This is a genomic window from Streptomyces sp. NPDC052236, from assembly GCF_044548015.1.
In the GTDB taxonomy this organism is placed as follows: Bacteria; Actinomycetota; Actinomycetes; order Streptomycetales; family Streptomycetaceae; genus Streptomyces.
This window is the reverse complement of record NZ_JBIUBL010000019.1, coordinates 106,114-127,498: the sequence shown is the minus strand read 5'-3', so window position 1 is coordinate 127,498 and position 21,385 is coordinate 106,114. Positions and strand designations below refer to the sequence as shown.

Genomic DNA, 21,385 nt, shown 5'->3' with positions numbered 1-21,385 from the left:
GACGTACGAGCCGACGTACGAGCCGACGTAAGTGCCGACTTACGTGCTGACTTACGAGAACAGCGCCCGGCCCCACCAGTCGCCCGTGTCCCGGACGCCCGGCGGAACCGCGAACAGCGCCGAACCCACATGCTGGATGTACTCGTTGAGATCATCGCTCGCGGCCAGACTGCGCTGCACCGGCACAAAACCCTTGTGGACGTCACGCTGGTACGCGAGGAAGAACAGCCCCGCGTCCAGGCGGCCGAGACCGTCCGTACCGTCGGTGAAGGAGTAACCGCGGCGCAGCAGCTTCGCGCCGCCGTTGGAGTCCGGGTGCGCGAGCCGCACATGCGCGGTCGGCAGCATCGCGGGCAGGAACGGTTCGTCGCGCTCCTTGGCCTTGCCGACCGGTGCGCCCTCGCCCTTGTCCCGGCCGAAGATGTCCTCCTGCTCCTTGAGGGAGGTACGGTCCCAGGTCTCGATGTTCATCCGGATCCGGCGCGCGACGAGGTACGAGCCACCGGCCAGCCAGGCGGGACCGTCCTTCCCGGACACCCACACATGCTGGTCGAGCGCAGCCGCGTCCGTACCCGAGATGTTCCGGGTGCCGTCCTTGAAGCCCATCATGTTGCGCGGGGTCTGCGCGTCGGGCGTGGTCGACGATGTCTTGCCGAAGCCGAGTTGCGACCAGCGCACCGCGACCTTGCCGAAGCCGATCCGGGCGAGCTGGCGGATGGCGTGCACCGCGACCTGCGGATCGTCCGCGCAGGCCTGGACGCACAGGTCGCCGCCGCTGCGGGCCGGATCGAGGTTGTCGCCGGGGAACTTCGGCAGCTCGACCAGCGCCGCCGGGCGGCTCTTCTCCAGCCCGAAGCGGCCCTTGGCGAACAGGGCAGGGCCGAAACCGACGGTGAGCGTGAGCCGCGAGGGCCGCAGGCCGAGCGCCTCGCCCGTGTCGTCGGGCGGGGCCTCGGGGACGCCGCCGTACGCGCCCTCGCCGACGGCGTGCCCGGCGGTCATCCGCTCCGCCGCCCGGGTCCAGTCCTTCAGGAGCTGGACCAGTTCGGCGCGGTCCTTGGTCTTCACGTCGAAGGCCGCGAAGTGCAGCCGGTCCTGTACGGCGGTGGCGATACCGGCCTGGTGCGCGCCGTGGAACGGGACGGCCGCGCCGCTCGCGGCGGCGGGCACGGCGTCGTCCCCATGACCCAGGGCGACGGCCGCGCCGCCGACGGCACTCGCGCCGAGGGCGAGCCCGGCGCCGCCCCAGCCGAGCAGCGAGCGACGGGACGGAGCCCGCCCACTGTTGTCGGTCGCCTCGAAGGACTCCTCGTCCGACATGAAACGCCCCTCTACTTCACAACGGCGGCGGCGAGCTTGGACAGCGGCTCCGCCAGCGCGTTGACCGCGTCGCTGAGCTCCTTGCGCTCCGCCTTGCCGACCTTGTCGTACGAGGTGAACTCGTACGAGGTGGTGTCCTTACGGTACTTGTCGAGCAGCGTGTTCAGCGCGCCGAACTGCTTGTCCAGCTCGGTCACGAGCTGCGGGTCGTTCTTCGACGCGACCGGCCTGAGCAGCTCGAACGACTTCTGCGCGCCCTCGACGTTCGCCTTGAAGTCGACCAGGTCGGTGTGGCTGTAGCGCTCCTCCTCACCGGTGACCTTGCCGGTGGCGACCTCGTCCAGCAGTTCCTTCGCGCCGTTGGCCATGGAGGTCGGGGAGATCTCGGCCGTACCGACCTTCTTCTGCCAGACCGTCAGGTCCGCGATGAGGGTGTCGGCGAGGGTCTTCTCCTCGGCGCCGAGCTTCTTGTCCTGCCACAGCGCCTTCTCCAGGCGGTGCCAGCCGGTCCACTTCTGGCCCTTCTCCAGGCCGTCTTCGCGGAGGTCGACCTTCGGGTCGATGTCACCGAAGGACTCGGCGACCGGCTCGGTGCGCTCCCAGCCGATACGGGAGTCGGCGTACGCCTTCTTCGCGGCCTCGATGTCACCGGCCTTCACGGCGTCGGCGAAGACCTGTGCCTTCGGCAGCGTCTCGTCGGCCTGCGTCTGCGCGTACTTGCGGTACGCGGCGACGGCGGCGTCCATCTCCGGGCTGCGTTTGGCGACCTTGCCGTCGCCGGTGGCGGTGACCTTCTGGCGGATGCCGTCGCCCTTCATGCCGGGCTTGCAGGCGATCTCGTACGAACCGGCCTTCACCTCGGCGGTGAGGTTGCGCTTGAGGCCGGGGCCGATGTTCTCCAGCTCGGTGACGATGCGGTCGTCCGGGAAGAGGATGTAGACCTCGGTGACCTTGGAGCCCTTGTTCTCGATGTCGAGCTGGATGTGCCCGGCGGGGAACTCCTTCTTCGACACTTCGCAGGAGTCGTCGGCCGCAGTGACCTGGATGGCGCTGTCGCCGCCCTTGGCGTCGCTTTTGTCGGCGCAGCCTGTGACGGCGGCCAGGGCGGCGAGGGTGGCCGTGGCGGTGACGGCGGAGAGACGGATGGGGCGCATACGGACTCCACGGCAGTGAGGGCAAGGGTGGCGCGGGAAGTGGTGAGGCATGCCTAACTTAACCGAGGCTTATCTCTCCGATACCTACCCGTCCAGTGATTCAGCTCTCAAAAGTGGGCAAGAGATACGGCCGGATCACGGGGTGTTCATGGCGTCACTATGGCGCGGTCAAGTGACGGCAAAGCCGACCGAGGTAGTGGCTACATGAATTGCAAAGTTTTGCAATTTACTACATTCTGTGTCGGCTGTGTCCGTAGGTGGACGTGGACGTGGACGTGGACGTGGACGTGGCGCCAAGCGACACCCCTGTTCTTGGGGTGATGAGGAGAGTTCGAGATCGTGCCGGTTCCGCTGTATCAGGCCAAGGCCGAGTTCTTCCGGATGCTGGGGCATCCGGTGCGCATCCGGGTGCTGGAGCTGCTGCAGAGCGGTCCGATGCCAGTACGGGAGCTGCTTGCGGCGATCGAGGTTGAGCCCTCCGCCCTGTCCCAGCAGCTGGCGGTGCTGCGCCGCTCGGGCATCGTGACCTCCACCCGGGAGGGCGCGACCGTGGTGTATGAGCTGGCCGGCGGGGACGTGGCCGATCTGATGCGTGCCGCGCGGCGCATCCTGACCGAGATGCTGGCCGGGCAGAACGAGCTCCTGGAGGAGCTGCGGGAAGCCGAGGTCTCCTCGCGATGAGCAGCACGTTCCCTGCCCGGTCCTGGGACCGGGTACGTTCCCTTCTGCCTGCCCGCGCCGACTACGCGGTCATGGCACGCAACCCGCGCCGGGACCTGCTTGCCGGACTCACCGTCGCCATCGTGGCCCTGCCACTCGCGCTGGGCTTCGGCGTGTCCTCCGGCCTCGGTGCCCAAGCCGGGCTGGCGACCGCCGTGGTGGCGGGCGCACTGGCAGCGCTGTTCGGTGGCTCGAACCTCCAGGTCTCCGGTCCGACGGGTGCGATGACGGTGGTGCTGGTGCCGATCGTCGCCCAGCACGGTCCCGGCGGGGTGCTGACCGTGGGGCTGATGGCCGGTGTGCTGCTGATCGCGCTCGCCCTGCTCAAGGCCGGCCGGTACATGCAATACCTCCCGGCCCCGGTGGTGGAGGGCTTCACCCTCGGCATCGCCTGCGTGATCGCTCTGCAGCAGATCCCGAACGCGCTCGGCGTGGCCAAGCCCGAGGGCGACAAGGTCCTGGTGGTGACCTGGCGGGCGATCGAGGAGTTCGCGAAGACCCCGAACTGGACCGCCGTCGCGCTCACGGTGGGTGTCGCTGCCGTGATGCTGCTCGGTGCGCGGTGGCGGCCCACCATCCCCTTCTCCATCGTCGCGGTGATCGCCGCGACCCTTGGCGCCCAGTTGTTCCACCTGGATGCGGCGGCCCCGATCGGCGAGCTGCCGTCCGGGCTGCCCGCCCCATCGCTGGCCTTCATCGATGCTTCCGCGCTGGGTTCGCTGCTTGCCCCGGCCCTGGCGGTGGCGGCCCTCGCGGCCCTGGAGTCGCTCCTGTCGGCCACCGTCGCGGACGGTATGACGGTCGGCCAGAAACACGACCCGGACAAGGAACTGTTCGGGCAGGGCATCGCGAACCTGGCCGCCCCGTTGTTCGGCGGCGTCCCGGCGACGGCTGCCATCGCCCGCACCGCGGTCAATGTCCGCAGTGGCGCCGGCTCCCGGCTTGCCGCGCTCACCCACGCCGTGGTCCTCGCCATGATCGTCTTCGCGGCAGCCCCACTGGTCTCCAAGATCCCCCTCGCCGCGCTCGCGGGTGTCCTGCTGGCGACCGCGATCCGTATGGTCGAGGTCGGTGCGCTGCGCGCGATGGCGCGGGCCACCCGCTCCGACGCCGTCGTGCTGGTGCTGACCGCCGCCGCCACGCTCGCCCTCGACCTCGTGTACGCGGTAATCATCGGTCTGGTGGTCGCGGGCGCTCTGGCGCTGCGGGCGGTGGCAATGCAGGCCCGGATGGACCAGGTGGATTTCCGCCCGGACCTGCCCGGCGAGCACAGCGATGAAGAGCACGCGCTGCTGGCCGAGCACATCGTCGCCTACCGGATCGACGGACCACTGTTCTTCGCCGGCGCGCACCGTTTCCTGCTCGAACTCTCGGAGGTTGCCGACGTGCGCGTAGTCATCCTGCGGATGTCGCGGGTCACCACGATGGACGCCACGGGTGCGCTGGTCCTCAAGGACGCGGTTCACAAGCTGAACCGGCGCGGTATAGCCGTGATGACCTCCGGGGTACGGCCCGGCCAGCGCCAGGCTTTGGACTCCGTCGGCACCCTGGACCTGCTGCGTTCGGAGGGCCGCGAGTACGCCACCACCCCGGAGGCGATCCAGGGCGCCCGCGCCCACCTGCAGCGTGCCGGAATCCTGCCCGTTGCTCCCGCCCAGCTGGGCACCCCCGTCATTGAGGAAGCCGCTCGATGACCATCCCCGTCTCCCGTCTCATGGCCGAGTGCCTGGCACCGGGGCCATGTGGCAACCAGTGGCGCAACCGCTGAACGGGACTATCCGGCCGGATAGTCCCGGCCCCCATCCCGTCAAGCGGCGTCGAGGGCTTCGGTGATCTTGCGGGCCATCTCGGCCATGGTGGGGCTGGGCTCGCCCTGGCAGGTCCGGGCGGCTGCTTCGATGGCGACGATGACGGTGCTGCGGAAGTTGTCGGCCTCTGCCGGATCCTGCTTCTTGAGCAGGCTCATGGTTGCCGTCAGGGCGGGCAGCACGTGGTAGGCGAGTTCGGCTGTGGACTTGCCGTTCAGGTTCTTGATCTTTGTCTTCTCGGCGAGGACGTGCCCGACCAGGCCGGTCGCGGAGGTCAGGGCGATGCTGCCTTCGGTGGCGGCCTTGTGGGGCGAGCCGGCGGCACCAGCGGCGGCCATCAGCGAGACGGCGCCGTACGCGGCGGTCCGCAGGGTGAGCTTGTCCTGGTCGGTAAGGGTGATGGACATGGTTGTGTGCTCCTTCGATCTGTCGCGGCCCCCGGGGGCTCGCGTCGCCTTCCTTCTGGCACAGAGCCTGCGCCCGCCCGCTTTCACGGCGGTCTCACCGCGGTTTCAGCGGACAAGCGGACGATGAGATTCAGTTGAATGCGGGTTGAGAACCCGTCTCCGAACCTCGCTTGACTGTGATGGCCGGTGGTGGGCAGCGAGGTAGGTCAGAACCTGCGAGCGGCAGCTGTGAGGTGTGTTGCGTTCTGGTAGCGGCGAGGGGCGACCACCAGATCGCGGGCGAGCCGCAGGGCGCGGCGCTCGGCGACGGCGCGGCGGGCGGGGTTGTCGATCTCGGTGAAATCTGCGGGGCGGGCGAAGCCGATGACACGTCGCAGGATTTCGGCGCCGCAGAATCCAAGGGTCTCGGTGAAGAGGCGGTTGAGGTACTTCTCGCGTTCTTCTTCGAGCGCGGCATTGGCGTCCGGGGTAGCAAACATGTCTTTCGGGTAGGCGTCGCCGGAGGCATGGGCGCGCCATAGGGCCGCGAACCCTTGATGGAAGCCGTTCCAGACATTTTCGATTGCCCTCAGCAGCCAGTCCGAACCCGGTTGTCCGCCTTGGGCGAAGTAGTTGATGAGCAGGTGGGCGAGCACGTTGCCGATATCGAAACCCATGGGACCGTAGCAGGAGAATTCCTGGTCGATCACATGGACTTCGTCGGTGGAGACCATGATGGAGCCGGTGTGCAGGTCGCCGTGGATGAGTGCGTCGCGGACGGTGAGATAGGTGTTCTTCAGGCGGGAAACAGCGAGCTTGAGTTCGGTGTCCTGACGGATGCGTTCGACGTCCGCGTCGAGTTCGGGACTGGTCCACCGGTTGCGCGGGTGCGGCAGATAGATCTCGGTGAAGACCATGTCTTCCATGATCTGGCACATGGCGGTGTTGGTGTCGAACTGTGCGACCAGCATTCGTTTACGTGGGGCTTTGAGCGCGAGGTCCGAGGTGTAGAAGAGGGTCCGCGCCAGGTATTGGGCAATGTGCCCCGCGAAGTGCGGGTAGCGCGCACCGGCGATGAGCCCATGGCGCATGACGGTGTGGTCGTCGAGATATTCGACGGCGAGGAGATACAAGCGTGGATCCAGGTGCAGCGGCTCCGGGAGGTAGGGGCCGGCGTGGCGGCGGTGTTCGACGAGAGCGCGGTGCTCGAAGATGACGCGTTCCGGTGTCAGCGGCCATTCGGGTCCGGCCACCCGGACGTACGGGACGGCTTGTTTGACGCAGAGGGCGCCGCCGGGTCCTCTGACAGCGAAGACGATGTTCACGTTGCCGTCGCTGACCTCCTGGGCTGTCCAGTCGGCTGGTGTGCCCCCCAGGCGCTGCGCCAGTGCCGGGACGTTCGTCAGATAGCGGAGCAGGCCCTTCCCGTCGAGTACGGGGTAGTCGTCGTGCGGAGCCGAAACGGTGGGCATATGAACTCCGGTCATGTGGGGAGTGGGTGTTGAGGAGAGCGCGTTCAGGGGGTGGGCCGACGGTGCCAAGGCGGTGGGGCGAGGCCGAAGTGGTCCTGAAGAACGCGCTCGGCGGAGTCCAGTACGCCGGGGATGGAGCCAGGGTCCGAGGTCCAGCAGTCGCTGACGATGTGCACGGCCTCCCCGGGGGCGGGGTTGCGCATCCGGGCCGCGATCGTTTCCGGGTGCCGGTCCGGGCGCCACAGGTGCCAGGCGCCGGCGTGCGGGGCGTGGTTCCAGTTCTGCCAGCATGCGGCGACCGGTGGCGGGGTGCGGGTGCGGTGCATCGCGCAGAGCAGCTCGTGAGCATGCTCGACCAGGGCGACGCTCGGACGCGGCGCGGTCTCGTGGAAGGTGTGGAACTTCCCGTCGCCGGTATAACGGGGACCGTCACAGAAGCGGTTCCAGTACGCGGCGGAGGGACCGTTGGGGTAAGCGGCCAGCAACAACGCAGGGCCATTGGTTCCCGCGTTTCCCCCGCTTCCCGCATTCCCCTCAGTTTCGGGCTGCGGGGTCGTACCGCCGTACCAGAGGTGCCGCAGCGGTGTATCGGTGGTGCTGCGCCCGAGGGTCAGACCGTGCTTGCGCCACCATGGCTCGGCGTAGGCGAGGAAGAGTTTGAGGGCGGGCACCGCCTCGACGGCGTCGAGGTCGCGCCGTAGCCGCGGGGTGCAGAGCCGTGTGGTGCCCTCCAGTTGTCGCAACGCGCCTTGCGGCAGCGCGAGGACGACCGTGTGGGCGCGGGTCTGCACACGTTCGCCCGTGTCCCGGCCCGCGCGGTCTTCGAGCGCGAAGGTCAGCGTGTAGACAGGAGCCCGCCGCGGGGTGCGGGCGCTGGGTTCGGTCCGCTCGATGCGGCACAAGCGGTGTCCGAGACGGGTGGTTCCGCCGGCCGACTGAAAGGCCGTGTGCAGAGCGGTGGGAAGCGACTGCATGCCGTTGGACAGCGTGACGTACTCGGCCTGCGGTGGGGTGTGGAACAGGGTGTCGATCCAGGCGGACGCGTTGCCGCTGTGGATGTCGTATCCGGCGGTGTCGTTGATGAATTGTGTCGCTTCACTGCTGAGTGCCGCTTCCAGCACGGTATTCCAGGACGTTTTGTGCAACGGCTGCCCGTGGACGGTGGCGACGTCCCTCATGGCTCGGTAGGTGTGGGTATGGAGCCGGGCCTGGCTCCCCTGACCGTCCTGTGCCGCGCGATGGTAGGCATCGCGTAATCGCCCGAAGCCAGGAATGGCCTTCTCAATCGCCGACAGCTCCAGTGCGTCCGGCCCTCTTCCGCGTTCGGCGGGGCGCAGACGGTATGGCAGGTCCGCTTCGGCATCGTGGAGCTGCCGCTGCCGTAGCAACGCACCCCGGACGTGGGCCAGGTTTTCGTCGCGGCCGAATGCGAAGGGGACGAGTGAGGCACTGAGGCCGATGTGATCGAGCAGGTCCATTACCGAGGTCGCCTGGCGGTGCAGTCGCATGGCTCCCAACTCCGCCCAGCCGCCGCATCCGGCATTGAGCCCGACTGACCAGATGCGGCCGCCGGTGCGGTGGGTCCGCTCGTACAGCGTCACCGGACTGCCGTGCGGAACGGATGCCAGGGCGGCAGTCCCTGCCAGCCGGTACGCGGTATAGCATCCGCCCACCCCGGCGCCGACGACGGCGATACCGGTCGGGTGCCCGTGTTCCACTTCACGCCATTTCATCGAGGCACCCTTTACCCCTGCGCGCACGGTCTGCAACATCGTGTGACGGCGATGTCATCGAGGAGAGCCTGTGATCTTCCGGAAAGACGTAGTTGCCAAAGTGCCCGCGGCCTACGACGGCCTGGCCGAATATTTCCGCGACATCCGGGCCTTTTTTGAGGTCATCAGCGTGCGTTTCGCCATTCCCGAATACGGCGTCAGGCTGCGTCCGCTCGGGGGCAACGAATTGTTCTCCAACGCCAACAGCTACCTACTCACCGATGACAGCGCTTACCCGTACTATCTGTGGCTGCCCAGCTGGCTCGGCCGCTTCTACATCGACCCCGACCGCATCGGGGAACAGCGTCCGCTCGACGACTGTCTGACGGCCGACGCACGGCTGATCGCTTTCGTCTGGCCCTGGCTCGGCTTCAACGACGCCTATGTCCGGGACGCCGACGAGCCGGAATGCTGGTTCGGCGTGACCGACCCCAGGCCCGACGACCCCAAAGAGACCGTACGGGTCACGGCCGAGAGTCTGTTCAACTACTTCCGCGTCGAGCGCACCCTGGACACCGAGGCCGACGGATGGGCCGCCGGCGATTTCGGCGCCCGGGACATCGGCTGCAACCTCGACGGGCGCTGGTACCTGCGGCGCGTACCGTTGTCGTCGTTGACCAGCTACTACGAGGTCGAACAGAACATCATCCGGCCGCTGGGCGAGAAGTTCAGCGAACTCGCCCAAACCTCCGCCACTTCCGGCCCACCCGCTCCGGGGCCTCTTGCCCGGTCGGTCGCCGACGAAGTATGACGAACCCCGCGGCGTCGCACGCCCACGGCGTCACGCCCGAACTCCTCGCCGACCCGGTACTTGCCGCCACCATCCAGGTCGCCGACGAACTGCTTCAGCCGCATGCCGACGAAACCGCCCAGGCAGGAGTCCCACGATCACACCTGGACGCGCTCGCCGCCGCGGGCACGCTCGGTCTCGCCGGCTACCGGCCGTCCCGCGGCGCCCTGAGCCCGGCCGACGAACAACTTCTGCGGGACCGGCTCCTACGGGAGGCGACCGAGGTACTGGCCGCCGCGGACGGCGCCACCTGGTTCGTCGCCGCCCAGCACCACCAGCCCCTGCGCGAGGTCATGAACAGTGTGAACGCCGACCTGCGCGAACAGTGGCTCGACAAGCTCACAACCGGTCGCGCCCTGAGCGGGATCGCCGTCTCCCACCTTGCCAGGACCGGCCCACCGGCCGTCACCGCCACCCCTTCACCGGGGGGTGGCTGGCGGCTGGACGGGCGCATTACGTGGTTCACCGGATGGGGCCTGGCAGACGTCATGCTGCTCGGCGCCGCGACCCCGGACGATCAGGCCCTCCTGGTGCTGCTGCCGTGCGCGACGCTAGCTGTCTCTCCGGGCGTGGTGCATCACCACGACCTGTGGAGCATGCACGCCACCCACGCCGTCAGCATCGACCTGCACGCGATACCTGCCGGCCCCGACCAGGTGGTGGCCTGCCCCACACGCACCGATTGGCTGCGGGCCTACACCCACCGGACCGTCAACACCCACCCCGCCGTGTTTGGCTGCCTGCGCGCCACCACGACCTTCCTGCGCGATCACGCAGCCCGCACGAATCCTGTATGCGCTGATCACGGCGGATTCGCGCAGCTGGCAACCAAGATCACACAACGGGCGGACACCCTACGAGAGCGCGCCTACCACCTGTGCGACCGCGTACCTCCCGGCCAAGCCCATCAAGAACGCCTCTCGGTCCGCGCCGCCTCTGTGGATCTGGCGTTCCGAGCCGCCGGCGCCTGCCTCGCCGCAGTCGGCGCACGGTCCATGCAGCGCAACAGCACGGCAGCACGTCTGGCGGCCGAAGCCTCCTTTCACCTGGTTCACGGCCAGACTTCAGAGGCCAGAAGCCTCCATGCGCAACAACTGTTGATCCCTCCAGGGGGCGGGGCATGAACGCGCGGTAGTCACGCAGGCGCCTTGGTCGGGGCGGTCGGGGGCAGCTGTAGATGGGGGTACGGGGAAGCAGCCGGGTCCACCGCTCGGGAGGGATCCATGGCGTTGAGGCCTGGAGAACGTCCTCTCCTGGCTCAACCTCGCCGCAACAGGAACCCGGCCACTGGTTCTGCGGCGAGGGTTCATGGGCACTGGTTGACGACGACACCGTCTACCAGTGGGGGGCCACGCAGCCTGTACAACGAGGTAATTGAGGCCGCCGCCTGGTGGGAAAGAGCGGGAGGCCCATGAGCTTGCCAGTGGTCACCGCTTGGGGAGTACGAGAGGGGCTCCGGTGCGCGGGTGCGGGAAGACCTCGACGGGCTGGCGGTAGACGCCGCTCAGCAGTTCGCCGTCGAAGACCTCGGCAGGCGGTCCTTCGGCCGCGACACGGCCCGCGTGCAGGATGGCGACACGGTCCGCGTACGCGGCGGCGAGACCGAGGTCGTGCAGTACGACCACGACGGCGTCCCCGGCCGCCGCGCGCTCCCGGCAGATGCGGAGTACCAGTTCCTGGTGGCGCAGATCGAGCGCGGCGGTCGGCTCGTCGAGCAGGAGCAGCGGGGCGCGCTGGGCGAGTACGCGGGCGAGGGCGACGCGGGCGCGTTCGCCGCCGGAGAGCGCGGAGAAGGGGCGCCGCCCGAACTCGGCGATCTCGGTGGCGGCCATCGCCTCCGCCACGGCGTCGTCGTCCTCGTCATCCCGGGCGGTCCCGGCCCAGGGGGCGCGCCCCATACGTACGACCTCCTCCACCGGGAAGGGGAACGAGAGGGCGGCGGCCTGCGGCAACACGGCGCGGCGCAGGGCGAGTTCGGGAGCGGACCAGTCGGCGACGGGGCGCCCTGCTATTCGTACGACTCCCTGCGCGGCGGGCAGATCGGCGGCGAGGGCGGCGAGGAGGGTCGACTTCCCGGCGCCGTTGGGCCCGACGAGGGCGAGTACTTCGCCGGCGCGGGCGACGAGCTCGATGGCGAGGAGGACGTCGCGCTGCCCGAGGCGGACATGGAGGCCGTGCGCTTCGGCGAGGGCGGTGCCGGGGGTGGGGGGCGCGGGCAGTTCCCGGCCGCGCCGCGCGCTGATGAGCCTTCGGATCACGTTCACGCCCAACCACCTTGTCTGCGACGGGTTCTGCGCAGCAGCGCGAAGAAGAACGGGCTGCCGAAGAGCGCGGTGAGGACGCCGAGGGGCAGTTCGGCGGGCTCGGCGACCGTACGGGCCGCGAGATCGCCGGCGACCAGCACCAGCGCGCCGCCGAGGGCGCTGCCCGGGACGAGGAAGCGGTGGCCGGGACCGTTCGCCATCCGCAGCAGATGCGGTACGAGCAGCCCGACGAAGCTCACGATCCCGGCGACGGCCACGGCGGCGGCGGTGAGCAGCGCGACGACCAGCACGAGGACGATCCGCAGCCGCTCGACGTCGACGCCGAGATGCCGGGCGGGCCGCTCCCCGAGGGTGAGGAGGTCCAGCTTCCGCGCGTAGAGAGGCGCGATGGCGAGCCCGACGAGCGCGCACGGCAGTACGGCGAGGACCTTGGGCCAGGTCGCCTGGGAGAGGGACCCCAGCTGCCAGAAGGTGATCTGGGTGATCTGCGCGTTGTCGGCGAAGAAGATGAACAGCCCGATGAGGGCGCCCGCGAAGGCGTTGACGGCGATCCCGGTGAGGATGAGCGTGACGACTTCGGTACGTCCGCCCGAGCGGGACATGGCGTACACGAGCAGGACGGTGGCGAGCCCGGTCACGAACGCGCACACGGTTACGGTCCAGTTGCCGAAGAAGCTCAGCCCCAGCGCGATGGCCGCGACGGCGCCGACGGCGGCACCGGCCGAGATCCCGATGACGCCGGGCTCGGCGAGGGGATTGCCGAAGACACCCTGCATGAGCGCACCGGCGCACCCGAGGGACGCCCCGACGAGCAGGGCGAGGACGACACGCGGCAACCGGACGTTCCACAGGACGCTCTCCCCGACCCGGTCGAGGCTGCGCCCGCCCAGCCCGAGGCGGTGCTGGAAGGAGGCGAGGATGTCGCCGAGGGGGATGTCGTAGGCCCCGAGCCCGGCGGAGAGGAGGGAGAGGAGGAGCAGGGCGAGGAGGAGAGAGGCGGTCAGGACGTACGCACGGGGGCGGGCGGGGGGTTGACCGGCCGGGGGCTCAGTGCTGGTGGCAGGCGGTTGCCTTGTCGCCGTGTCCGGGGCGGTCGGTGCGGATGTGGTCGCGGGCGTAGGCGGCTCTCCGGGTGACGTCCGCGTACCCTCCCCCGACGTATCCGTCATCGGCGTCGGCATCGTCACTTCCCGTTCGCGTAGAGCTGCTCGACCAGCGACTTCAGAACCTGGTCCGTACGCGGGCCGTAGTTCAGCAGCACACCGTCATCGACCGACACGACCCTGCGGTCCATGCCCGCCGGGGTCTGTGCCACGCCCGGGATCTTCACCAGGCCCTCCACGCCGCCCACCGAAGCAAGCCCCTTGGTCATCACCAGAATCGCGTCCGGCGCCGCCTTCACCAATGCCTCGCTAGTGATCGGGGTGAAGTCCTTCCGCAGGCCCGACTCCTTGCCCGCGTCCACCGCCCCCGCCGCCTCCAGCATGGACGCCGCCCCGGATTCGCTGCCGCCGAGCAGATAGACAGCCGCCGAGCCCCGCACATACAGGAATGCCACCCGTGGCTTCTTCCCGTCATCGCGCCCCGGCTTCGGAATGGTCTTCTGGACCGTGGCGATACGGGACTCCGTCCGCGTCTTCAGCCGGTCGCCCGACGCCTTGACGCCCAGCGCCGCCGCCACCACGTCGATCCGCTTCCCCACGTCCGCCAGGGACTTCGCCGCGTCCACCACCACCAGCGGGATGCCCGCGTCCCGTATCTGGTCGATCGCCTCCGCCGGGCCTGTCGACGTGTCGGCCAGTACGACCGTCGGCTTCAGCGACAGCACGCTCTCCGCCGAGACGTCGTGCGCCCGTGTCACCACCGGCAGATCCCCGGCCTGCTCGAACGTCGCGGTGATGTCGCGGGCCACGACCTGTTCGCCGAGGCCGAGCGTGAACACGATCTCGCTCAACGAACCGGTCAGCGGCACGATCCGGTCGGCCGAGGCGACCGTCACCCGCGTCCCGTCCGCCGATGGCACCGTGACCGGCAGTCGAGGCTGCTGTTGCGCGCCGTCCAGCGGCTCGACCCGGTCGGCCGTCGTCGTCGTGGGCCCCGGAGATGGGTCCGTACCGCCGCAGCCCGAGACGGCCGCCAGGATCAGGGCAAGGACGAGCGCGGGAAACACCGCACCCGCCAGGCGAGGTGTACGCGTACGCACCGGAGCACCGTCCTGTCATTCAGTCGCGTGGAGCGGGGAGTTGGGGTTCCTGAGACCGGAGGGCTACCGGCACAGGCCGAGGTTAGCTTAGGTTAGCCTTACCTTCGCTCGCCAGACCGCGGCTTAACTTCGGGGGGTCTCATGCCGCCGTTCAGACCGGCCCGCGCGTTCGCACTCGCGCTCTTCCTCGCACTGCTCGGGGCCCTGCTCCCGGCCACCGCCGCCCACGCGGAGAGCCGTACCGTCCAGGGCGGCAGGCTCGACTGGGGCATTAAATCCTCCTTCCAGAGCTACATCACCGGGCCTGTCGCGAACGGCAGTTGGAGCCTGACGGGCGGTGCCGCCACCGTCGGCGGCAGTCAGTTCCGGTTCCACTCCGCCACCGGCTCGTACGACCCGGAGACCGGGGCCTTCAGGTCCGGCTTCTCCGGCGGGGTCCACTTCACCGGCCACCGCAAGGCCGACGGCACCCACGAACTGGACCTCACCATCAGCCGCCCCGCCGTCCGGATCTCGGGCGGCAGCGGCACCCTCTACGCCGACATGGTCAGCAAGGCGAAGACGACCGGCAAGGTCACCACCTCCGCCCAGGTCCCGCTCGCCGCGCTCAATCTCTCCGGCATCAACATGAAGGGCGGCGCCAGCCCCATCGCCCTCAACAACGTGCCCGCGACACTGACCGCACAGGGCGCGACGGCGTTCGCCGGGTACTACACGGCCGGTACGCCGCTCGACCCGGTCAGCCTCAACGTCGACGTGGCGGCAGCAGCAGCGCCGAAGCCGAAGCCGTCAGCCGAACCGTCCAAGAGAGCAACGCCGCAGACGCCGCAGACGACACAGACCGGCTTCCGCGACGCGGCCGTCGACTGGGGCGTACGCCGGACCTTCCGTGAGTACGTGACCGGCTCCATCGCCAAGGGCAAGTGGACCCTGACCGGCGGCGCCCAGGACGGCGGCGCGCTCTTCCGCTTCCCGCAGGGCAAGGGCTCGTACGACGCCAAGAAGCAGACTCTGGACGCCACCTTCGCCGGAACCGTCCGCTTCACCGGCGCGGAGCTCGATCTGACCCTCACCAAGGTCGCCGCCCGGGTGACGGCGGGCAAGGGCACGCTGACCGCCGACGTCGTCACCGCCGACCGGACGGACAAGGCAGTCCCCCTGGTCACCTTCACCGCCACGGACTTCGCGCCGAAGAACGGTCTCGCCGCCCTCACCGAGGCCCCGGCGATCCTCACCGAGCGCGGTGCCAAGGCATTCGGCGGCATGTACAAGGCGGGCACGGCCATGGATCCGGTCTCGCTCGCCGTCGCCGTCGAGGAGTCGGCGCGGCTGCCCGCCCTGCCAGATCTGGGCAGCGGCGCGAACACCTCACCGGCGCCCTCGCCCTCGCCCTCACCGGCACCGACGCCGCAGCCGAAGCTGAAGCTGAAAGCGGACACCGCCTCCAGCACAGGGACGTACGTCGCCGTCGGCGGTGCGGGTGTGCTCGCGGTCATCGCCGCCGCCGTTGCCCTGTACCTCGTCCGCCGTCGTCGCACCACCCACAACTGACCGAGGAGCACACGACCATGGCAGCCACTCGCCACCCCATACCCCTCGCCGCGGCCATCGCGACCGCCGCCGCCTTCGGCGCGACCGCGTTCGCCCTCCCGGCGCTCGCCACGGGCAACGCTCCCGCTCCCGCCGCCGTCCCGGTTCCCGCCGCCTCGCAGCTGGAGCTGAAGGAAGGCACCCTGGACTGGGGCTTCAAGCAGACCTTCCGCAACTACGTGACCGGGATGGCCCAAGGGACGATCGAGGTCACGGACGGCGCCAAGCAGGCGGCGAACAATGGGCCGTTCACCTTCACGGACGGCACGGGCACGTACGACGACACCGGCACGAAGGCCACCAACACCGCCCTCAAGGGCAGTGTTCTCTTCTCCTCCACGGCCCACCTCTTCGTCATCAAAATCGCCGATGTGAAGGTGATCACCGCGGGCACGGGCGGCTCCATCCAGGCCGATGTCACGCTCAACGGCGCGACCCAGAACGACATCGCGCTCGCCAAGCTCGATCTGACGGCCGTCCAGCCGGGGCAGGGCGCGGGTGGCGCGACGGTCTTCAAGGACATACCGGCGTCGCTGACCGCGGACGGCGCGAAGGCCTTCAACAGCATGTACAAGGAGGGCGAGGCGCTCGACCCGGCGACGCTGTCGGTCAAGACGGCGGGCGGCAGCCAGCCGCCGACCAGCCCGCCCGTGACTTCCTCTGTGACGCCTTCTGTCACTCCGTCCGTGACACCTACCGTCATGCCGCCGGTTACGCCGCCCGTGACGCCGCCCCCCACCCCGACGTCGTCCATCACCGGCCGGCCGGGCGCCGAGGACGGTGCGATTGTCGACGGCAACCTCGACTGGGGCGTCAAGAAGAGGTTCCGCGACTACGTCGTCGGCTCCATCGCCCACGGCAAGGTCGAACTGTCCGGCGGGGCCACGGCTGCCGGCGACGGCTACCGCTTCCCCAAGGGCGTCGGCACCTTTGACGTGACGGCCCAGACCCTCACCGCCTCCTTCGACGGCAAGGTCCGCTTCCTCGGTCACCTGACCACCGGCGAGTACCTCCTCGACATGTCCCTGAGCGGCTTCGAGGTGCGGGTGACCGGCACAAAGGGCACGCTCGTCGCCGACGTCAGCACGAAGGACCGCCCGAAGAACCCGGAGACCCCTCCGAAGGTCAGCACCTTCCAGAACCTGAGCATCGCCACGCTGACCCTCCCGGCGGGCGGCCTGAAGGCCGAGGACGGTGTGGTGAAGCTGACGGCCGTCCCGGCCAAGCTGACCGCGGACGGCGCGAAGGTGTTTGACGGCCAGTACCCGGCGGGCGATGAGATGGACGCGGTGACGGTCGCGGTCGCCCTTGACGACGACGCGGAGCTTCCGGGCGTTACGGGCGGCTCCACGGGCGGTTCCACGAGCGGCGGCTCGACGACCGGCGGCTCCACCACGGGCGGCACGGTCGGCGGCGGCTCGGTCGGCGGCGGCGGCTCGGTGGGCGGCGCCATGGCCTCCACCGGCGCCGAGATCCCGGTGACCGCGCTGCTGGCCGCGTCGGGCGGCATCGTGGCTGCGGGCGCGGCCGTGGTCTTCGCGGTCCGCCGCCGCGAGGGCGGCACCGCGTCCTGACCCTGGCCCTGACCGGAGCGACCGGAACGCAGGGCCGCACCGTCCTCGAACCGGGGACGGCGCGGGCCTGCGCGGATGCTTGAATGCCGGGGTGAACGAACTCGACGTACTGAGCGTCTTCTGCGGTCCTGACGGGCGTCACGGCAATGCCCTCGGTGTTGTACGCGATTCCCGCCACTACCCGGACCAGGCGTCCCGGCAGGCCCTTGCCGCCGAACTCGGCTTCAGCGAGACCGTGTTCGTGGACGACCCCGAGCGCGGGCATATCGACATCTACACGCCCGGCCTGCGGCTGCCCTTCGCCGGGCACCCGCTCGTCGGGGCGGCCTGGCTGCTCGACATCGAGGTGCTTGAACTGGCGGTCGGCGAGGTGTTCGCGCGCCAGGACGGTGAGTTCACCTGGATCACCGTCCGCCCGGAGTGGGCCCCGCCGCGCACTCTCCAGCGGTACGCCTCCGTCGCCGAGGTCGACGCGCTGCCCGCCCCGCCGCCCGGCGAGGGCTGGCTCTACGCCTGGGCCTGGCAGGACGAGGCCGCGGGCCGGGTCAGGGCCCGCGGCTTCCCGCGCCGCGACGACGGGATCGCGGAGGACGAGGCGACCGGCGCGGCGGCTCTGCTGCTCACGGCGGAGCTGGGCCGCGCCCTCAACATCACGCAGGGGCGCGGCTCACAGCTGCTCACGGCACCGGCGCCGGACGGCACGATCGAGCTCGGCGGCCGGGTCAGATTCACACACTGAGCCCCTGAGTCCTACGCGCTGAGGCGGAACTCTTCGCCCAGCTCCCGGAAGACCGCGCCGTTGAAGCCGAACGCCCGCTTGCACTCGCCGATGATGCGCTGCTTCTCCAAGTCGTCCGCGTTCAGCGCGTTCAGCAGCTCGCGGTAGCCCCGCTTGAACTCCGCCGGATTGGTGATCTGCTCGAAGACGTAGAACCGCACGCCGTCGCCCTTGTGCGCGAAGCCCCAGGTCTTCTCCGCCTTGTCGCGGATGATCTGGCCGCCGGAGAGGTCCCCGAGGTAGCGGGTGTAGTGGTGCGCGACATACCCCCCGGGCCAGTCGCGCGCGCACTCCTCGATCCGGGCGGCGTACGCGGTGGTGGCGGGCAGCGGCGCGAGACCCTCGCGCCACTGTGGACCGCGCAGATGCGTGAGATCGCGCTCCAGCGCGGCCGTACGCATCAGCTTGGACTGGATGAAGGGTCCGGCGACGGGATCCTCCTTCAGCGAATCCGCCGCCTCCTCCAGCGCCCGGTAGACGAACCACAGCTGCTCGGTGTAGCGCGCGTACGCCGCCACACCCAGCCGGCCGCCGAGCAGATCACTCATGAAGGACGAGGTCTCCGCCTCGGTGTGCTGCTCCTGCGAGGCGACCCGGATGAGCGTGGAGAAGGGCGTGCCGGTGGCGGTGGCATCCAAGGCGGGCCTCCAGGGACCGATGGGGACGGGAAAGGAAGCGGTGCGCGGCAGCGGCAGTCGCCGCGGTGCCGCGGTTGCCAATGCCGATCTTCCTACTTAGGCTTACCTAAGTCAATGTGTTCCCGACGTCCTGTCGGTAAAACTCTACCGCTCGCCGCGATCACGGCAATGTGAGGATCTCGGCCCCGCTTTCCGTCACCACCAGCGTGTGCTCGAACTGCGCGGTCCGCCTCCGGTCCTTCGTCACCACGGTCCAGCCGTCGTCCCAGATGTCGTACTCGTACGTGCCGAGCGTGAGCATCGGCTCGATGGTGAAGGTCATCCCGGGCTGCATCACGGTGGTCGCGTGCGGGGCGTCGTAGTGCGGGATGATCAGCCCGGAGTGGAACGACGAACTGATCCCGTGCCCGGTGAAGTCACGGACGACGCCGTAGCCGAAGCGCTTGGCGTACGACTCGATGACGCGGCCGATGACATTGACCTGGCGGCCCGGCTTGACGGCCTTGATGGCGCGGTTGAGGGACTCGCGGGTCCGCTCCACCAGCAGCCGCGACTCCTCGTCCACGTCGCCGCAGAGGTAGGTGGCGTTGTTGTCGCCGTGCACACCGTTGATGTAGGCGGTGACGTCGAGATTCACGATGTCGCCGTCGCGCAGGACGGTGGAGTCGGGGATTCCGTGACAGATGACCTCGTTGACGGAGGAACAGAGCGACTTGGGAAAGTTGCGGTAGCCGAGGGTGGAGGGATAGGCGCCGTTGTCGCACATGAACTCGTGCGCGACCCGGTCGAGTTCGTCCGTGGTCACGCCGGGGGAGATGTGCTTGGCGGCCTCCTCCATCGCCTGCGCGGCGATGCGCCCGGCGACGCGCATCCGCTCGATGGTGTCGGAGTCCTGGACTTCCGGCCCGGTGTACGGGGTGGGCGCGGGCTTCCCGACGTACTCGGGGCGCCGGATGCTGCCGGGGACGGATCGGATGGGAGAGAGCTCCCCTGGTACGAGCAGTGACTGGCCAGACATGTCAGCGAGTCTAACCAGGGGGTGTGGGGCAGCATGGCCCCAGAGGAAGGAGCCGACGATGGCCCTGTTCAAGAAGCGCACGGCCGGGAAACCGGGTGAGTGGTACTACTGCCTGCAGCACAAAAAGGTCGAGGAGGGCCCGGAGTGCCCGGCGAAGAACCGGTTCGGGCCGTATGGGTCGCGGGGGGAGGCGGAGCGGGCGATGGAGACGGCGCGAGAGCGGAATCTGGAGTGGGAGACGGATCCGCGCTGGCACGACAAGCCGGGCCCCACGGAGCGGGACGCGTCCTGAGCCTGGCGCCTCGGGCCCTGGTCGGGGGCGCTGCCCCCGAACCCGCCCCCTACGCCCTGGCGGGCGTGGGGGGACCCCCAGCGCCTCAATCGCCGCCGGGGCTGGAAATCCAGCCCGTCCGGCGTTTGAGGACACGGCCGAAGGCCGTACCGGGGGTCCAGGGGGGCGAAGCCCCTTGGTTAAGGGATGGGGCGGGTAGGGGAACAGGCCCCCGGCAGGGGCCTGCCCCGTCAAAGCACCCCCTCCGCCTCCTTCCGCGCCCGCCGCGCCACCGCGTCCCCGTCCGTCTCCGCGTCGTACGACACCAGCCTCGGCAGCACCGCCGTCAGCACCCCCACCGCCGCCACGCACGCCAGCCCTCCGCCCCAGATCGCCGGCCGCGTCCCCGTCCAGCCCGCCATCGCGCCCGCGCGGACCTGGCCCAACTGCGGGCCGACGCTGTACGACAGCACCTCTATGCCCGCCAGCCGCCCCCGCAGCTCGTCCGGGATCGTCTGGTTCCAGATCGTGGAGCGGCCAAGACCGCTCAGCATGTCGCCCGCGCCCGCGAACGCCAGGCACACCAGCACCAGCCATACATTGCCGAACCACCCCGCCCCCGCGATCGCCGCGCCCCAGCCCGCCGCGCCGAAGACCACCAGCAGACCGTGCCGCCGCACCCGGGACGTCCAGCCGCTCGTCAGGCTCAGCACTACCGATCCGACGGCGCCCGCCGCGTACATCAGGCCCAGTGACCACTCCGCGTCCAGGTCGTCCGCCAGGAACGGGAAGATCGTGTGCGGGAAGGCGAGCACCATCGCCGCCAGGTCGATCGCGTACGTCCCCAGCAGCACCGGACGGGACCACGCGTACCGCGCTCCCTCCGCGATGCCCCGCAGCGACGGCTTCTCCGCGTCGTGCGCGGGCGGGGCCGCCGCCAGTCGCGTACACAGCAGTACGGACGCGGTGAAGCCGACGACCGTGATCGCGTACGCCGCGGCGTTCCCCGCGTACGCCACCACCAGACCCGACAGCGCGGGCGCCGCGATCGCGCTGAGCTGCCACCGCAGCGCGTTGAGCGCGGCAGCCGCCGTGAGCTGGTCGTGCGGCACGATCCGGGCCATCAACGCGTCCAGCGCCGGGCGCTGCAGCCCGGCGAGTGCCGAGACCCCGGCCGCGACCAGATACAGCGGCCAGAGCATCGGCTCCGGAAGTAGCGCGTTCACCAGGAGGATGACGGCCAGCAGGCCGAGGCCCGCCTCCGTGCCCATGATCAGCTTGCGGCGGTCGACGGCGTCGGCGAGCGCCCCGCCGTACAGGCCGAAGACGATCAGGGGCACCAGCTCCACCGCGCCCATCGCACCGACCGCCAGCGGAGAGCCCGTGAGCTCCTTGATCTGGAGCGGCAGGGCGATCATCGCCATGAAGCTGCCGAAGTAGGTCACCAGGCCCTGGATCCAGAGCAGCCGGAAGTCGCGGGACGACCGCAAAGGCGACAGGTCGGGCAAGATCGAGGAGAGGGCAGAAGTCACAAGCGGCCATGGTCCGGTCCTGTAGTGGCCCGGAGCAACTGGTTTACGTTCTCGGCTTTACGGTTCTCGGCACGCAGAACCAACACGCAGACCAA

General features: G+C 69.6%; 19 protein-coding genes. 8 read left to right on the top strand and 11 right to left on the bottom strand.

The window, feature by feature from the left end; genetic code table 11:
* Positions 1-51: 51 nt before the first annotated feature.
* Both efeB and efeO read right to left on the bottom strand, forming a co-directional pair.
* Positions 52-1,320 (bottom strand): iron uptake transporter deferrochelatase/peroxidase subunit, encoded by a 1,269-nt coding sequence (efeB, locus tag ACIHCQ_RS28345; RefSeq protein ID WP_399668129.1) that lies wholly within the window; start codon positions 1,318-1,320, stop codon positions 52-54.
* A gap of 11 nt (positions 1,321-1,331) precedes the next feature.
* Positions 1,332-2,474, bottom strand: coding sequence for an iron uptake system protein EfeO (efeO, locus tag ACIHCQ_RS28340; protein WP_399668126.1), 1,143 nt, complete (start codon positions 2,472-2,474; stop codon positions 1,332-1,334).
* Positions 2,475-2,813: 339 nt separating this feature from the next.
* Here efeO and ACIHCQ_RS28335 point away from each other — a divergent pair, with 339 nt between their 5' ends.
* Positions 2,814-3,155, top strand: coding sequence for an ArsR/SmtB family transcription factor (locus ACIHCQ_RS28335; RefSeq protein WP_399668124.1), 342 nt, complete (start codon positions 2,814-2,816; stop codon positions 3,153-3,155).
* Positions 3,152-4,888, top strand: coding sequence for a SulP family inorganic anion transporter (locus ACIHCQ_RS28330; RefSeq protein ID WP_399668121.1), 1,737 nt, complete (start codon positions 3,152-3,154; stop codon positions 4,886-4,888). Before ACIHCQ_RS28335 ends, ACIHCQ_RS28330 begins: the two co-directional genes overlap by 4 nt.
* A gap of 113 nt (positions 4,889-5,001) precedes the next feature.
* On the opposite strand, the gene ACIHCQ_RS28325 is transcribed toward ACIHCQ_RS28330, so the two are convergent.
* The 3 genes from ACIHCQ_RS28325 to ACIHCQ_RS28315 all read right to left on the bottom strand — a co-directional run bounded on the left by ACIHCQ_RS28325 (position 5,002) and on the right by ACIHCQ_RS28315 (position 8,593).
* Entirely contained in the window at positions 5,002-5,409 is a 408-nt protein-coding gene (locus ACIHCQ_RS28325; RefSeq protein WP_399668118.1) for a hypothetical protein, read from the bottom strand.
* Between the two features lie 206 nt (positions 5,410-5,615).
* Complete coding sequence (gene mtnK / locus ACIHCQ_RS28320; RefSeq protein ID WP_399668115.1) at positions 5,616-6,875, bottom strand: S-methyl-5-thioribose kinase; 1,260 nt, start codon at positions 6,873-6,875, stop codon at positions 5,616-5,618.
* 29 nt (positions 6,876-6,904) lie between these two features.
* Complete coding sequence (locus ACIHCQ_RS28315; protein ID WP_399668112.1) at positions 6,905-8,593, bottom strand: flavin monoamine oxidase family protein; 1,689 nt, start codon at positions 8,591-8,593, stop codon at positions 6,905-6,907.
* A gap of 70 nt (positions 8,594-8,663) precedes the next feature.
* Here ACIHCQ_RS28315 and ACIHCQ_RS28310 point away from each other — a divergent pair, with 70 nt between their 5' ends.
* On the top strand, positions 8,664-9,383 hold the full coding sequence (locus ACIHCQ_RS28310; RefSeq protein ID WP_399668110.1) for a hypothetical protein: 720 nt from the start codon (positions 8,664-8,666) through the stop codon (positions 9,381-9,383).
* Entirely contained in the window at positions 9,380-10,546 is a 1,167-nt protein-coding gene (locus ACIHCQ_RS28305; RefSeq protein WP_399668107.1) for a hypothetical protein, read from the top strand. Before ACIHCQ_RS28310 ends, ACIHCQ_RS28305 begins: the two co-directional genes overlap by 4 nt.
* Before the next feature lie 303 nt (positions 10,547-10,849).
* On the opposite strand, the gene ACIHCQ_RS28300 is transcribed toward ACIHCQ_RS28305, so the two are convergent.
* Genes ACIHCQ_RS28300 through ACIHCQ_RS28290 form a run of 3 tightly spaced genes read right to left on the bottom strand, consistent with a single transcriptional unit; the run spans position 10,850 to position 13,868 of the window.
* Positions 10,850-11,686 carry a heme ABC transporter ATP-binding protein gene (locus ACIHCQ_RS28300; RefSeq protein ID WP_399668104.1) on the bottom strand — a complete coding sequence of 279 codons (837 nt, stop codon included), beginning with the start codon at positions 11,684-11,686 and terminating at the stop codon, positions 10,850-10,852.
* The gene (locus ACIHCQ_RS28295) at positions 11,683-12,867 is read right to left on the bottom strand and encodes an iron chelate uptake ABC transporter family permease subunit (RefSeq protein ID WP_399668101.1); all 1,185 of its coding nucleotides are present in this window, start codon (positions 12,865-12,867) and stop codon (positions 11,683-11,685) included. Before ACIHCQ_RS28295 ends, ACIHCQ_RS28300 begins: the two co-directional genes overlap by 4 nt.
* 2 nt (positions 12,868-12,869) lie before the next feature.
* The gene (locus tag ACIHCQ_RS28290) at positions 12,870-13,868 is read right to left on the bottom strand and encodes a hemin ABC transporter substrate-binding protein (protein WP_399668278.1); all 999 of its coding nucleotides are present in this window, start codon (positions 13,866-13,868) and stop codon (positions 12,870-12,872) included.
* A 162-nt stretch (positions 13,869-14,030) separates the two neighbouring features.
* Between ACIHCQ_RS28290 and ACIHCQ_RS28285 the strand changes: the two genes are divergently transcribed.
* The 3 genes from ACIHCQ_RS28285 (at position 14,031) to ACIHCQ_RS28275 (ending at position 17,792) form a co-directional block, all read left to right on the top strand.
* Positions 14,031-15,440 (top strand): HtaA domain-containing protein, encoded by a 1,410-nt coding sequence (locus ACIHCQ_RS28285; RefSeq protein ID WP_399668099.1) that lies wholly within the window; start codon positions 14,031-14,033, stop codon positions 15,438-15,440.
* A gap of 17 nt (positions 15,441-15,457) precedes the next feature.
* Positions 15,458-17,053 carry an HtaA domain-containing protein gene (locus tag ACIHCQ_RS28280; RefSeq protein ID WP_399668096.1) on the top strand — a complete coding sequence of 532 codons (1,596 nt, stop codon included), beginning with the start codon at positions 15,458-15,460 and terminating at the stop codon, positions 17,051-17,053.
* Positions 17,054-17,144: 91 nt separating this feature from the next.
* Positions 17,145-17,792: a PhzF family phenazine biosynthesis protein gene (locus ACIHCQ_RS28275; protein WP_399668093.1), complete on the top strand. Its 648-nt coding sequence runs from the start codon at positions 17,145-17,147 to the stop codon at positions 17,790-17,792.
* 11 nt (positions 17,793-17,803) lie between these two features.
* Here the strand turns inward: ACIHCQ_RS28275 and ACIHCQ_RS28270 are convergent, their stop codons facing one another.
* Entirely contained in the window at positions 17,804-18,469 is a 666-nt protein-coding gene (locus ACIHCQ_RS28270; RefSeq protein ID WP_399668091.1) for a heme oxygenase (biliverdin-producing), read from the bottom strand.
* 160 nt (positions 18,470-18,629) lie between these two features.
* On the bottom strand, positions 18,630-19,487 hold the full coding sequence (map, locus tag ACIHCQ_RS28265) for a type I methionyl aminopeptidase (protein ID WP_399668088.1): 858 nt from the start codon (positions 19,485-19,487) through the stop codon (positions 18,630-18,632).
* Positions 19,488-19,545: 58 nt separating this feature from the next.
* Between map and ACIHCQ_RS28260 the strand changes: the two genes are divergently transcribed.
* Entirely contained in the window at positions 19,546-19,779 is a 234-nt protein-coding gene (locus ACIHCQ_RS28260; protein ID WP_399668085.1) for a hypothetical protein, read from the top strand.
* 230 nt (positions 19,780-20,009) lie between these two features.
* Here ACIHCQ_RS28260 and ACIHCQ_RS28255 read toward each other — a convergent pair whose 3' ends face one another.
* Complete coding sequence (locus ACIHCQ_RS28255) at positions 20,010-21,290, bottom strand: MFS transporter (RefSeq protein WP_399668082.1); 1,281 nt, start codon at positions 21,288-21,290, stop codon at positions 20,010-20,012.
* Positions 21,291-21,385 lie beyond the last annotated feature (95 nt).